The following is a 13,746-nucleotide window of genomic DNA, read 5'->3' on the forward strand; positions in this document are numbered from 1 at the left end:
CGTGCCCATCATGTTGGGGTATGGTCGCCGAATAGTAATGGCGATCAATCCGTGGAAATTCACTCTCCATCCTGCATTCAATAGAGCGCTAGTTTCGTTGTTTTCAACGTCGTGCCGCGCCAAGCCGGAAGGCCACTGGGACCGGACGATTCATTCAGGAGGGCGTTCAGTGAAAAGGCCCGTTTTTGGAAGAGTAGTATCGGCGCTTATCTTTCTGGCTGTCTTTTTTTCATTCAGCGTCAATGCGTCGGTCTTTGGCGATGGCGAGCGCAACGACTTCGGCAGAGATTGGATAGCCTACTTACTGGACGTCGAGGCATCAGAATATATGCTCGCACCAACCGACTGGGAGCTGTTCCCTAGCGAAGGAATCACGCTTAATACATGATAGCAATGATCGCTCCTTGATTGCGATGCGCCGCAACGCCTGTGGCGCATCGCTGCCTGGTTCCAGACACGCTAGGCGGTTTGCCCGATGCTGTACACGGCGTGAACAGGTTCTGCGGGATCGCGTGCAAGTCCTGTCCAGATCCGTGCTTTTCAAAATGCCGCAACAGCGTCCGGCGTCTGGGTTTCATGGCGTGCCCATCATGTTGGGACATGGTCGCCGAATAGTAATGGCGATCGATCCGTGGAATTTCACTCTCCATCCTGCATTCAATAGAGCGCTACTTTCGTGACTCTCAATATCGTGCCACGCCACGGCGGAAAGCCGTCGTGATCGGATGATTCATCCAGGAGGTGTTCAGTGAAAAAGCTCGCTTTTGGAAAAGCAGTTTCATCTCTTTTTTTTATGGCTGTCTTTTTTTCATCGAGCGTCAATGCGGAGGTCTATGCGCATCCTGCTGGATACACTTGGTTGACAGAATTCGTGGCGAGGGTTTTCTTTAATCACGGTGAAAAACCTGAAGCATTGTCGGCCGACGCAGGATTGCTGCAGGACGAAGAGATTTCATTAGATACGTGGCGGTAATGATCACCCCTTGATTGCGATGCGCCGCAACGCTTGCGGCGCATCGCTGCCTGGTTCCAAACAGCTAGGCGGTATTTCCCGATGCAATCACGGCGTGCACAGGTTCTGCAGAATCGCGTGCAAGTCCTGTCCAGAACCCGCTTCGCTTCCACCCGTCATTTGGCAGCCGTCCTGGCTGAGCGCGACGGGGCCGCTGTTCTTGCCGCCGGGCAGGGTGCCCAGGTCCACGGAACCGCCGCCCGGTGTCCACTTGAAGGCGCGTTTGGTGCCGTCGGTCATTTCACTGGTGCCCACGACATTGTCGTTGTCGCCGATGTCCACTACCGTCGCATGCTGGGCGCCGGCGGGCGGGGCGATATCCGTTCGTATATTGGTCGTGGTATCCCAATGGAAGGGAATGGCGTCGCCATTGGTGTTGGGGTAATGACCGATGACGTGGCCATTGGCGTTCAGCGTCCTGGCATTGCTGCGCTGCGCGCCCGTGGACAAGACCAGCGGTGCCGATGCCGGATTGCTCCACAGCACCGCATGGCCGCCCTGTGCGCCAAAATCGCATTGGCCCAGGATGCGCGCGTTCACCACCTGGGTCGCGCGGCAATGCAGGGCGTCGGCAGGCAAGGGCAGCGCGGTGGACGCATAGACGCCCAGCAGTCCCGGACCCCACAGCACGGGCTGAGGCCGGCCATTGCTGCCCGGGCAGTTGCCGACGATATTGGGCATCGTCGGATTCTCGGAGTGATCGTCGATATCGGCGGGTACGCAGTTCGTGGCAACCAGGCCCAGCAGGCCGGCAGGCAGGGAGCGAGCTGTGGTCTCGTTGTTGCGCCACATGACGGGCAGCGCTGTATTGTCGGCGTTGAGACTGACGCCGGCGACGGCTCCGCTCTGGCTCAAGGCCGTCACCTTGCTGCGCACACCGCCCACCAGCGCCTGCAATGCCTGCACCGATGTGGGCGCCGTGGCGTTCCAGACCACGCCGGTGTGCAGCGAATTGCTGTTCATGCAATGGCCCACGATTCGGCCGACGTTGGTGATGGCGACCGCCGAACAATTGCGGCCCGCGACCAGATGCGCCAGATCGACCCCGCCGCCGGGCGTCTGGGCGACAAAGCCCGATGCCGAGCCATTGGACTCCACGCAGGCGCCCACCACATAACCGGAATTATTGACATCTATGCCTACGCACTGCGGGCCCGAGGACGCGCCTATATCCTGCATGGGCCCCGCCTGAGCCACGGGAATGGCAAGCAGCAGGCTGCCGGAGATAACCAAAGAAAAACAAGAAACCGAAGCAGTCATGCGTATTCTCCAAGAGGAAACGAACGAGCTGACGATAAAAGACGATTTTCTTGCGGGCAGTGAACAGTCTTGTGAAATCTAGAGACCGCATTCAAGCACGAGATAATATTCGTGCGCCAATGTGTGATTGGTATTGAAAACACCAGCCCAATAGCTCAGGGCTTCTTTGGTGGCCCGGAAGCGCGATTGGAGGCTGAGAGATAGTGGCGGAATTGGCCGGCGGCGATCTGGAATCGGCCTCGGTTCGCGAGGCCTATTCACGCCATCAGGGCATCGAGCGTCCTTCGCAGCGAATAATCGATGGTTTCCCTGGCGAACACTCAGCCTTGCATCCCATCCACATAGTGCCCATGCTCCAGCGACGCGCAGCTGAACCGCAGTATGAACCTCGGCCTCTTCTGCTCGTCCCGCCTGGGCACGAAGTGTCCCGCGCCCGTTGCCCAGTCATAGGCGCTCAGGTTCAGCGGCATTCTCGTCAGCACGCCCGACACGGACCGGCTTCTGATCCATTCCTCGGCGAGCGCCTTATCGTCAAAGACCGCGGAGCAGAATTGGGCTGATTCGCCGGTGAAAACCCAGATCCATTTCTGTTGGTGATGTTCGTTGATTGGTTGATCTGTTTGCGCTGCCCAGGATGCCTGCGCAGCAGGCGCGGCCCGATTCCCCTATCCGCGCGTCCCGTTCAGTCGCGGCACGCGACATGAAATGACTTCTGCCTGCCAGGGCGGTCCCAGTATCGCTGGTACATGTAAAAGCGATCCATGGCCTACTTCAGGCCATGATTCGGACCGTCGTTGGGTTTCTTTTTCGCCTTGTTCAGATTGACCAGCGTGATGTTGATGCGCCGCTCCGCAATCCAGCCCAGGTCCTGCATGCCGCTGTCGACGACGCTGACGGCGTTCCAGAAGTCTCCCGGGAATTGGAATATCTCGTTCATGTGCAGGACAAAGCCGTGCTGCGTCAGGCATTTGGCCAGGTCGATTTCCACGTTCAGTTCGCTCAATTTGCAGATGCCTGAATCAGCTTGCATCGCTTGAATACCCGGACGAATTCAAGCCTGGGCGGCATGCCGGGCGGACGGCTGCATCCGCGCCGGGGAGGGCCGCCGCGCCGATCCCGATGACGCGGTGGACAAGGCTGGCCGTGAAGGCGCGATCAAGGCAAGGCCGTTTCCTGCAGATAGTGCCACATCAAGCCCTGGCTCGCCCGCTGCATGATCACGACGGAGCGGCGCGAGGTTTCCACCCCATTCAGCCGATGGGTTTCCCGGTAGCGCATCGCGATGCCGGTTTCATCCTGCCAGACCGGCTGCACCTCGGCCACGGCGATCTCCAGTCCCGGACGCTTGCCGGCAGCGAGCCTGAACATCTGCGTCACCTGGCCCAGCGCGACGACATCGCCCGCCGTGGTGACCATGCTGAACCCGGGCGTGAACATGGGCAGCAGCGCGTCCAGCGCGGCCTGCGAGTCCGTCGGGTGGGTGAAGATGGCATGGATCAGGTCGTGGACCCGATGGATGTTGCGCGTGGCCAGTTCAATGGCTGTGTCCTGCACGATGGCGTTTTCCTGTATTGAAGAATCCCAGTTGCAGCGCGGGCAACAGTCCCATCAACGACGCGATCACGAACGTCAGGTGATAGGCCCGGCTGGCATCCAGGTGGGTGGCGAGGGAATTGAAGATCATCAGGAAGAACGCCGCGCCGACGCTGAACGCCATTTGCCGGTTGATGTTCCAGATGACGCTGGCCTGATGCGTCTGCCGGCCGTCGAAGTCCAGCAGCGCAGTGGTCTGCGCGGTGTTTGCGCCCATGCCGCCGCCCAGTCCCATCAGGCCGTAGGCGGCGACCAGCAGCCAGGTGTCGGTCGCGGCCGTCACGCCGGCCAGCGCGGCCACGCCCAGGCTGTGCAGCGCCATGCTGGCCAGGAACAACGGCCGCATGCCGGCCCGGTTGTACAACCGGCCGCCGGCCATCATGGCCACGAAGGCGCCGCAGGCGTAGACGATCATGAGCGTGCCGGTGGCCCGCGCGCTCATGCCCAGCACGTCCTGCAGATAGAAAATGTTGAGCAGGTTCACGCCGGTGAAGACGCCGGGAATGGCATGATAGATAGCGACCGACAGGCGCAGGCGCGGACTGCCGAGCAGCTTCAGTTCCACGATGGCATGGGTCGATCCGCGATAGTGGACGACATACGCCAAGGCGGATGCCGCGCCCGTCGCCAGACAAATCCAGGCCGGCGTCATGTCCTGGCCGGCGCCATAGAGCGACATGCCGGTCAGCAGGCTGGCCAGCGCGATGCTGATCAGCGCCAGCCCCTTGAGGTCCGGACGCGGCGGACGCTCGGACGGGGTGTCGCGCACCCAGCCCCAGGCCAGCGCCGCGGCGGCCAGCGCCAGCGGAATGTTCGAATGGAAGATCCAGCGCCAGGACCCATGATCCACGATCAGCCCGCCCAGCCACGGCGAGAGCGCGGGCGCGATCAGCGCCACCGCCATGACCAGCGTGGAGATCCGCGCGCGCTCAGGTCCCTGGAACAGATTGAAGGCGGCGGCCTGTCCCACCGGAATCATCAGGCCGCCGGCCATGCCCTGGACGAAGCGCCAGCCGATCAGCTGGCCGAACGTGCCGGCCAGGCCGCAGGCCCAGACCGCCAGCGCGAACGCCAGCATGGATCCGGCCATGAGCCTGCGCGCGCCCCAGCGGCCGGCCAGCCAGGTGCTGACCGGAATGGCCAGCGTCAAGCCCAGCATGTAGGCATTGGCGACCCAGGCGCCGGCCGACACGCCGACGCGGAACTCGGCCGCGATCGTGGGCAGGGCGATCGCGGGCATGAATATATTGATGCAGTCGACAAAGAACCCCATCAGGAACACGGCGGCCAGTCGGTATCGGTACGTCATCTTGCTCACTCCAGGGCCGCAAGCGTAGCGAGCGTGGACGGGCGCCGTCGATATGGATATGCTTGATTCTTTGTTTGATCGGATTGAACAATGACCCGGCCAGCCATGCATACGCTGCTCAATCAGGCGCAGACTTTCCTCGCCGTGGTCGACTTCGGTTCCTACACCAAGGCGGCGGATTTCCTGGGGATCAGCAAGGCCATGGCCAGCCTGCACGTCAAGGCGCTGGAAGAGGCGCTGGCGGTGACACTGCTGGTCCGCAGCACGCGCGCGCTCTCGCTGACCGAGGCGGGCAAGGCGTTCCATGACGAGTTCAAGGACGTCGTGCGCGACATGGAAGGCGCATTTGAAAACATCATGCATCAGGGCCGGCGGATTTCCGGCAAGCTGCGCATCAGCACCACCAGCGAGTATGGCGAGCGGTTCGTCCTGCCGCTGATCCCGGACTTCGTGGCGCAGCATCCGGGCATCTCGGTCTGCTACGACGTCAACGCTTCCCTGAGCGACCTGCTGGCGGAAAAGCTGGATCTGGTGGTGCGCCTGGGCAATCTGGCGGACTCCAGCTTCAGGAGCCGCAAGCTGGCGCAGTACGACATCGTGCTGGTGGCGTCCCAGGCCTTCCTGCGCCAGCATCCCGTCCGGCGGCCGGCGGATCTGGCCGCCGCGCCCTGGATCGCCAACAGCAATCTGTCCCATCCCACGGCCTGGACGCTGCGCAGCGCCAACGGACAGCGCGTGGACATCGCCGGACGGGCTGCCCACCAGTCCAACTCATCGACCGCCATCCGGGCCATGGCGCGGTCCGGGCTGGGCGTGGCGCTGCTACCCGCCTGGTTCGTCGAGGACGACCTGGCGAGCGGCGCGCTGCGGCGGATCCTGCCCGGCCATGCCTTGCCGCAACAACCGATCAACGTGGTATTTCCGAACAGCGGTCATCTGCCGCGCAAGACGCGGGCGTTCATCGATTTTCTGTGCGAGCGCCTGGGCGAGGCTTGAGTGCGCGGAGCGCGCGGCGCCGGCCATGGCCGCGCGGTCAAGGCCCCTTACGGCGCGCAGCCCGTCCCGGCCCGCGCCGCCGGCAGCGGCGTATCCCCCGACGTATTCCCCGCGTACTTGCGGATCCTGTCCGCCAGTTCCGCCGTGGGCCGTTCATAGCCATAGCAATATGGCGGCGTGGGCGCGGCTTCCGGTCGATAGTCCTGCAATACCGGCTTGGCGTCGCCTAGGTACAGATTGTCCTTCAGCCGCAGGAAGGCCTTGTAGTCGCGCGTGTAGCCATTCTGGGCTTTCAGGTTCTGATAGGCGCCCTCGTCCGACGCGCCGTTGTCCAGCGCGCTGCGCCTGGCGGCCTCGGGGATGTAGCGGCAGTAGTTCACCTTGACGCCTTCCACCGTCGGGAAGAACTCCGGCTCCACGCATTGGCGCTTGGCGTCGTTGTTGAAGATGTTGCCCTCGACCAAGGCCTTGGCTTCCAGGCTGAAGCTCATGCCGTAGAAGTCCCAGTTCTCCAGCAGGTTGTTGAATAGATGAAAGGTGCCGAACTGCCCCCGGGGATTGCGCTGCACCGTGTTGAAGAAGTAGTTGTGGTGCAGCGTCACGCGCGCGATCGCGTCGCGGTCGTAGTTCTCGAACAGGTTCTTGGACGTGATGTTGTTGAGCAGCATGACCTTGTTCGAGTTGTGGAACTTGGTCCACGATATCGTCACGTCCGTCGAACCGTTCTTCACGTTGAGCAGCCGGTCCGACATGCGCGACAGGTCCAGGTGATCGACCCAGACGTCGCGGCTGCCGTTGGCCACGTTCACGGCCTGCGTGAGCCGGTTCAGGCGGCCGTCGATGGTCAGATGGGTCAGGATGACGTTCTGGCTGCCATACACGCCCAGGCCGTCGTCGATCAACGCCACGCGCCGGCCGCGTCCGTCGATGGTGGTGTTGGACGGCACGCGCAGCTGCTTGTCCAGCACGATCGTCATGTCGGACGCGAAGCGGATCCAGGTCGGACCTTTCTTGGCCTGCGCCAGCGCGGCGCGCAGCGTTCCCGGGCCTGAATCCTGGTCGGAGGTGACTTCGATGAAGCGTCCGCCCAGCCCGCCCGTGGCCTTGGCGCCGTAGCCTTCGCGCTGTTGCAGCAGCGCGGAGACAAAGGCACAGCGCTCATCGGGGCTGGCGCAGGACTCGCTCGCCAGCGCCGCGCCGCCATGCAGCAGGGCCAGGGCGGGCAGCCAGCGCAGCGCGCGGGCCAGCCGCAACCCGCGCGGTTGCCGGGGCGTCGCCGCCGCGGTGGAATGCATGCGTGATTTCATGGTGACTCACTCCTTAACGCGGCGCGGATCGATCCGCGGCCTGCACATGACGCCAGATGCCGCCGCTCAGGCGCAGGTTCTCCGGCGGACCGGCCACATGCGCGCGCAGATGTTCGAAATAGGCCTGCCGCCAGCGCAGGGCATAGGCGTCGGCGTCCTCGCCGGGCGTCGCGGCGGGCAGCAGCGCCAGCGTGTAGGCCACCCTGCCGTTCTCCCGGCGAGGCGCATAGAACACTGACGGCACGCCCTGGCGATGCGCCAGATGGGCCGCGAAACCGGAATACGTCACTTCCTGTCCCGCGAAGGACGCGCGCGGCGCGGCGGGATTGGCCGCGCCGTCCACGGCCAGGCACAGCACATGGCCCGATGCCAGCGCGCGCATGCAGGCCTTGGCGACCTGCGCCTCGGTCTGGTCGGCGGTGGAGATCAGGGCGGCGGCGTAGCTGCTCCGGGCGATGCGAGGCGCCGTCGCCAGCCAGCGCGACGGAATGCCCAGCAATTCCAGCGCCATCAGGCCGGCGTACATGGGACCGACGTGGGCGGTGGCGACCACCACGCCCCGGCCCGCCGCCAGCAGCGGCGCGAAGAACCGTTCGCCGGTGTCCAGTTCGCCCAGCAGCTGCATGGCCTCTTCGACGCTGTCCTCGCGGCATTCGAGCCAGTCGAACAGCAGATGATCCACCAGATGGCCCCAGCGCGCGCGGCGCTCCCAGTGCTTGCGGTCGGCCTGTGCGTCGCCGCGCAGCGACCAGGCCCAGTCCAGGCGCGCCCGTGGAATCGGCGCGCTATCGAGCCGCTCGTCCAATTGGTCCAGGGCTTCCCGGAAGGTCGGCGGCAGGCGCAGGCCGCGTTGCGCGACATACCGCTCGAACAGCGCCTCGGCCTCGCGCGGGCGGCCCGCCTGCGATAGCGCGCCGATGGCCGAGCGCTGCCATAGCGGCTTGTCCGGAGACTTCGTGACCAGATGCAGGAGCTGATCGGCGGCCTCGTCGTATCGTTGCGTGTAGCGCAGCGCGCGCGCATACAGGGCGCGGGTCTGTTCCAGTTCCGGCGCCAGGGCGATGGCCTGTTCCAGCGGTGGCACGGCGTCCTTGTAGCGTCCGGCGCGCAGCAGCGTTTCGCCATGCAGCGTCAACAGCCGCACGTCCGACGGAGCGGCCGCAAGCCCCGCCTCGAAATGCGCCAGCGCATGGATCTTGCGGTCGTCTTCGGTGGCGCGGCGCAGGTGCGCCAGGCCCAGCGAGGCGCGCAGGGGCGGGCTGTCGTGGCCCGCTTCCAGCGCGGCGTCGCCCAATCGGATGGCCGCCGCTATCCTGTCGTCGTCGAGCAGGGCGCGCACGGCCACCGTGGCCACGCGCGCGTTCGGCAGGTTCGTCGCGTCCAATGCCGCCGCGATGCCGGCCGCCTCGGCCGCGTCGCCGTGGCGCGCGTAGGCCAGCATCCACCAGTGCGCGTCGGCGGGCGCGGCCAGCGCCAGGGCGTGCGTCTGGCGCGCGACCCCGGCGGCGTCCTCGATCCGACCGGCCTGAACGCGCAGCTGTATGCGCGCGGCGTGCAGGCAGGCGTCTTCGGGCGCGATGCCGGCGGCGGCGTCGGCCTGGGCGATGGCGCGGTCCCATTGCTCGGTGCGGCCTAGCAGGCTGGCGAGCAGGCGGCGCTCGTCCACGCGCGCGGGGTAGGCGGCGACCATTGTCTCCAGCGCGGCGATCGCCGGCGCGTAGCGGGCCTGGCGCACCCAGGGCGACACCAGCAGGCGGCGCGCGTCGCGCCAGCCGTCCGCCGCCTGCGCAAGCGCCGGCCCCAGCGCCGCCATGGCCTGCTCGGGATCGGTCGCCTCCAGGATGCGCTGGATCACATCACGCAGCCGCGTGGCGGCGTCCGGTTCCGTGGCGTCGCGCGCGCCGCGCCGTTCGATCGTCGCGTCAACCATGGCGCAATCCCCTCAGCAAGGCCATCGCCGCGCGCAGCACGAACATCAGCACGAAGCCCAGCGCCAGCGCCTGCAGCAGCAGGATGGCGGTGCGCGGACTGCTGGGCCGGTCGGTGGACACCGGCTGCGCGATGATGGACAGGTAGCGTTGCAGACGCAGGGCATCGGTCACGGCCTGCTGGTACGACTGCTGCGCCAGGGTCAGGTTCGAGTCCGCGAAAGCCTGGGTATTGCGCAGCGCCTCATAGGATTTCAGTTGCCTGGCCTCGGTGTTGCCGTCGCCGCTCAGGCGCTGGCGCACGGTCGCCAGCCGCTTTTTCAGCGCCGCGACCTGCGTTTCGGCGGGCTTGAGCATGAAGTGGTCCTTGTTGCCCAGCGCGCGGATCTTGTCCAGGTTGACCTGCGCGCCGCTCAGTTCCGTTTCCAGCTGACTGGACAGGTTCAGCAGCATGGCCACCGTGGCCGTGGGATCGATATTGCCGTGGGTGGTGCGCCAGGCCGTCAGCGCCTCGCGGGCCGCCAGCGCCTTCTGTTCGGCCAGCCTGACCGATTCCTCGCTCACCTTCAGCTTGTCGGCCACGCCCTTTTCGTTCATGGAGCTGACGAATTCCTCCGCCAGGCCGATCAAGGCGCGCGACAGGGTTTCGGCGTCCTGCGGCGAGTAGGCGCGCACGCGCAGCACGTCGATCTGCTCCAGCGCATTGAAGGAAACCTGGACCGAGGCGCGGTAGGCGCGGTAGAGGTCGTCTTCGCTCGAATCCTCGGACAGGTGGTTGACCGGGTCCATGCCGGCGTTGAGCAGGATCTGGCGCAGGCCGATCTTCCTGTCCAGCTGCCGCATGCAGTCGCGCGACTTGAGGAAGTCGCTGACCGCCCAGCCGTCGACGAAGCCGCCCAGCATGCCGCCCGAGTTGCCCGTGGTGAGCAGGCTGGCCGCCATGGCCCCGCCGCCCTGCTGGCCGGAACCCGATTGCACGAAGAAGCGCGATTCCGCTTCATAGCGCGGCGTCGCGATGCTGAGCGCGTAGATCAGCGCGCAGGCGACCGGCGCCACCACGATGAGGGCGTTGAGCCAGCGGCGTCGGCGGCGCTCGCCCACCATGGCCTGTCGCTCGCGGCGGCGGCGTTCGATCTCGGAGCCGCCGTCAGAGGCCGAGCTGGCCCTCGTCGAATCCGCCGAGAACGTCGTCGCCTGCGCTGCCGGATTCGCTTCTTGAGCGTCGCGGGGGGAATTTGCGGATGCACTGGTCGAGGTCGTCTTCGATGCGGAGTGCGCTTCGTTCATAAATCAGGCCCTTGAGGCAATAGTCCGCCAACTGGTTCTGGCGATAACTGGAAAGAATGAGCGTCCTGCCGATCAGCCGTTGCTCGAACAGCGCCAGCCAGAGACGGGTGAAACGGCAGGGTTCGAAGGGAATGGCGCCTTCGATCACGTAGACGTCGAACGCCGGCGCCAGCGCCAGCGCGAACGAAAACTCCTGCCGCGCATGCAGCGGCCAATGTTCCATGGGCCGCGCCAGGGTCGTGGGATCGCTGACCAGATCCGCCACCAGTTCGCGGGTGGCGTCGGCGTCGATCTCGTACATCTGGCAGGTCAGCTCGATCATGTTCAGGCCGGTCGCCTTGCCGCGAATGAAACCCTGCCGGCCGATGGCCCAGGACACGCTGCCTTCATGCTTGACGAAGCCCTGGCGCGGCGGACGCAGACCGCAGAGCACGTCCACGATCTGACGGTGCAGCTCGGGCGCGGGCGAGAGCAGGGCGTAGCGCCCGACCGGAATGTCGAGATCGGCCCCGGCGAGCAGCGGCTGCCGGCTGCCGAAGGCATAGGGTTCGTCCGTCACGCCATTGAGATGGATCATCCTGCCTCCTCACATCGGCTGGACATTGGGGCGGGCCAGGCGTTCGGCCGCCAGGGCGAGCACCATCAGGAACACCAGCGAGGTCAGGAAATAGCCCAGGCTCGCGTCCTGCGAGGCGTACGCGTCGAAGTAGGCGGATCGCAATAGCTGCATGCCATGCGCGAAGGGCAGCCACAGCATCCAGGGCCGCAGGTGCTCGGGCAGCTGCTCCGAGACGAAGAACACGCCCGAGAAGATCTGCAGGAAGCGTTCGATCACCGGCGCCAGCCGCAGGAAGAAGTGCCAGAAGGTCGCGATCGCGCCGAACAGCAGGCCCATGGCGGCGGCGCAGCAGGCCATCAGCACGACGTACAGCATGAATCCCGGCCAGCTCCGGGGCAGCGTGATGAGTTCCAGCGCATGGCCGGCGCCGATCAGGACCACGAACACCACCAGGTACACCGACACGTACAGCAGCGCCTGCACCAGCGCGCACATCAGGGGCGTCACGCCCTGGAAATTCAGCAGGCCGCGCGCGGACACATACGCCGTGCTGCTGCGGAACACGATCTGCCGGAACATGATCCAGGTCGTCGCACCCAGCAGCGAGAAGGTCTGCACGTCCATCCCCAGGATGTAGTGCGTGCCCATCAGGATGTACAGCGACGAGATCAGCGTCAGCAGCACCACCGGGCCGACCAGCGCCCACAGCAGGGCGATGCGGCTTTCGCCATGCATCACGTGCAGCTGGTAGACGAACAGCGCCAGCAGCGTGCGGCCGCTGGGCCAGCCCTCGCCGGCCGCGCGTGGCTGATGCCGTGCATGCAGGCCGTTCAACCTGGCCCGCAGGATCGCCAGGTCGCCGGCCTCGCCCGGGGGCAGCTCCATTTCCAGCGCGATGTCGTGGCGCGAGGCGTGGCGTCGCGCGTCGCGCGCCGCGTCCTGCCTGCGCCGTTCCTCGCGCCGCGCGTGCGCCTGCGCCAGGCGCTGGTCCTCGGTTTCCAGCCGGGCCGGCATGTAGCCCGGGACGAATACCGCGACGCCCGCGCGGATGTCCTGTTCGAGCAGCCGCACGATGAGGCGCAGCCGCCGCCGGGAAAAATCGGCCAGCGTCTCGTCGACGCCGGCGCGCGCGATCTCGGCGTCCAGCTCAGCCTGCACCGCCTCGTACACTGTCCGTCGCGCCGCCACCGAGTCATGCGGCTCGCCCTGCAGGCGCGCGAGCAGCGGCTTGAGCAGCACGGCCGGCTTGGCCTGGGCCTCGAACAGCGCGGCCGGGTCCAGCCGCCAGGCCGAGACGCCGGCTCCCACCGCGTAGCTGCTGTCCTTTCTGCGCGCGCGCCATCCCTTGATCCGATCCTCGTTGCTCATCGGAACGCTATGGGTTGACGCCGGAGGCGCCGGACTTGTCGGCGTCGATCTGCCGGGTGGCGCTGAAGCCCGCGCTCATGGTCACGCGGAAGGCCGACAGCACCTTCTGCACCTGGGTGAAGGGCGCGTCGGAGATGTAGATGGCCTGGCCTTCGCGCACGCTGAAGTCGCGCGCCAGCGCCACCTGTTCCGGGCGCGTGAGGTCGAACTGGTACACCACCGGCAGCAGGTCCGGCTTGCCCTCGACGCTGGCCTGGGCCGGCGTGAACAGGAAGACGGAGCGCGGGTCGGCGGTCTGGTCGTCCAGGCCCTTGGCATCGGCCAGCGCGTCCAGCACGCTGTAGTTGCGCTTGCTGATGGCCACGCGCCCCTGGTTGCCGGCCGCGCCCAGCACGGTCAGGAACTCGCGCGATTCATAGGCGGTGATGACGTCGCCGGAGCGCAGCAGGATGTCGTTGTTCTGGTTGCGGTAAATGTCCGACAGCCGCACCGAGGCCACCTGGTTGTCGCGGCGCAGGCTGATGACGAGCTGTTCGGGGTTGGTCTGCACCGGTGCCGCCTGCGCCAACGCGCTGCTCAGGCGCTGGGCGGTCTGCGTGATCGGATACATGCCGGGCTTGGTCAGGTTGCCCTGCACCGTCACCATCTGGCCGCGCGCGTCGGCGGCGCGGGTCACGCTGACGTCGGCGCCCGCGACCAGCCGGCTCAGCCGCGCCACGATGGCGTCATGCAGCTGCGCCAGCGTCATGCCGCCGGCCTGGAATTTTCCCAGGATGGGGAAGGAGACATTGCCGTTGCGATCCAGCTCCTGGACGCCCAGGTCGCTGACGCCGGAGGGATCGGCGGCGAACACGCCCAGCCCGCCGCGCTCCCATACCTTCACGTTGATGCCGTCTCCGGGAACCAGGCGGTCGAAGCCGGCCTGCGTGAGGTCGCGGTAGCGCACCGGGAAATCGGCGACGTCGGCCACCCGGCTGGCGCGCGCCAGTTCGCGCGAGACAGGCATCACGATCACATCTTTCTCGTGGGCGCCCGTCATTTCGCTCAGCATCGGGCCGGAGCGCGGCAGCTGGCAGCCGCTGAGCGTCAGCACGGTGATCAGCAGCAGGGCCGGCGCCGCGATGCGG

14 protein-coding genes are annotated in these 13,746 nt (G+C 66.0%); 3 read left to right on the forward strand and 11 right to left on the reverse strand.

Going from position 1 to position 13,746, the window contains the following annotated elements; genetic code table 11:
- The first annotated feature begins 37 nt into the window (after positions 1–37).
- Together AC6LJ5_RS20175 and AC6LJ5_RS20180 are read left to right on the forward strand one after the other, a co-directional pair.
- Entirely contained in the window at positions 38–388 is a 351-nt protein-coding gene (locus AC6LJ5_RS20175; RefSeq protein ID WP_498141413.1) for a hypothetical protein, read from the forward strand.
- Between the two features lie 360 nt (positions 389–748).
- Positions 749–973: a hypothetical protein gene (locus tag AC6LJ5_RS20180; protein ID WP_498141414.1), complete on the forward strand. Its 225-nt coding sequence runs from the start codon at positions 749–751 to the stop codon at positions 971–973.
- An 87-nt stretch (positions 974–1,060) separates the two neighbouring features.
- On the opposite strand, the gene AC6LJ5_RS20185 is transcribed toward AC6LJ5_RS20180, so the two are convergent.
- From AC6LJ5_RS20185 to AC6LJ5_RS20205, 5 genes are all read right to left on the reverse strand, one after another.
- The gene (locus tag AC6LJ5_RS20185; RefSeq protein WP_498141415.1) at positions 1,061–2,191 is read right to left on the reverse strand and encodes an HAF repeat-containing protein; all 1,131 of its coding nucleotides are present in this window, start codon (positions 2,189–2,191) and stop codon (positions 1,061–1,063) included.
- A 401-nt stretch (positions 2,192–2,592) separates the two neighbouring features.
- Complete coding sequence (locus AC6LJ5_RS20190) at positions 2,593–2,880, reverse strand: DUF7710 domain-containing protein (protein ID WP_498141420.1); 288 nt, start codon at positions 2,878–2,880, stop codon at positions 2,593–2,595.
- Between the two features lie 158 nt (positions 2,881–3,038).
- Positions 3,039–3,275 (reverse strand): hypothetical protein, encoded by a 237-nt coding sequence (locus AC6LJ5_RS20195; RefSeq protein WP_103271189.1) that lies wholly within the window; start codon positions 3,273–3,275, stop codon positions 3,039–3,041.
- A gap of 152 nt (positions 3,276–3,427) precedes the next feature.
- Positions 3,428–3,826 carry a DUF4440 domain-containing protein gene (locus AC6LJ5_RS20200; RefSeq protein WP_498141416.1) on the reverse strand — a complete coding sequence of 133 codons (399 nt, stop codon included), beginning with the start codon at positions 3,824–3,826 and terminating at the stop codon, positions 3,428–3,430.
- Complete coding sequence (locus AC6LJ5_RS20205; RefSeq protein WP_498141417.1) at positions 3,807–5,174, reverse strand: MFS transporter; 1,368 nt, start codon at positions 5,172–5,174, stop codon at positions 3,807–3,809. The genes AC6LJ5_RS20200 and AC6LJ5_RS20205 overlap by 20 nt, the downstream gene beginning before the upstream one ends.
- A 90-nt stretch (positions 5,175–5,264) precedes the next feature.
- On the opposite strand from AC6LJ5_RS20205, the gene AC6LJ5_RS20210 reads away from it, so the two are divergent.
- The gene (locus AC6LJ5_RS20210; RefSeq protein WP_199770931.1) at positions 5,265–6,170 is read left to right on the forward strand and encodes a LysR family transcriptional regulator; all 906 of its coding nucleotides are present in this window, start codon (positions 5,265–5,267) and stop codon (positions 6,168–6,170) included.
- A 47-nt stretch (positions 6,171–6,217) separates the two neighbouring features.
- Here the strand turns inward: AC6LJ5_RS20210 and AC6LJ5_RS20215 are convergent, their stop codons facing one another.
- The 6 genes from AC6LJ5_RS20215 to AC6LJ5_RS20240 all read right to left on the reverse strand — a co-directional run.
- Positions 6,218–7,465, reverse strand: coding sequence for a pectate lyase family protein (locus AC6LJ5_RS20215; RefSeq protein WP_498141421.1), 1,248 nt, complete (start codon positions 7,463–7,465; stop codon positions 6,218–6,220).
- Between the two features lie 25 nt (positions 7,466–7,490).
- Positions 7,491–9,407, reverse strand: a complete 1,917-nt coding sequence (locus tag AC6LJ5_RS20220) for a tetratricopeptide repeat protein (RefSeq protein WP_498141418.1) — start codon at positions 9,405–9,407, stop codon at positions 7,491–7,493.
- Positions 9,400–10,509, reverse strand: a complete 1,110-nt coding sequence (locus tag AC6LJ5_RS20225; RefSeq protein ID WP_103271184.1) for a KpsE/RkpR family capsule polysaccharide export protein — start codon at positions 10,507–10,509, stop codon at positions 9,400–9,402. Before AC6LJ5_RS20225 ends, AC6LJ5_RS20220 begins: the two co-directional genes overlap by 8 nt.
- A gap of 43 nt (positions 10,510–10,552) precedes the next feature.
- Positions 10,553–11,269: a P-loop NTPase family protein gene (locus AC6LJ5_RS20230; RefSeq protein ID WP_103271183.1), complete on the reverse strand. Its 717-nt coding sequence runs from the start codon at positions 11,267–11,269 to the stop codon at positions 10,553–10,555.
- Between the two features lie 9 nt (positions 11,270–11,278).
- Positions 11,279–12,619, reverse strand: a complete 1,341-nt coding sequence (locus AC6LJ5_RS20235; RefSeq protein ID WP_392408773.1) for an ABC transporter permease — start codon at positions 12,617–12,619, stop codon at positions 11,279–11,281.
- A 7-nt stretch (positions 12,620–12,626) separates the two neighbouring features.
- Positions 12,627–13,746 (reverse strand): polysaccharide biosynthesis/export family protein (locus AC6LJ5_RS20240; protein ID WP_498141419.1); only part of this gene is annotated, 1,120 nt, incomplete at its 5' end.

The organism is Achromobacter sp. 1011791174 (assembly GCF_059760925.1).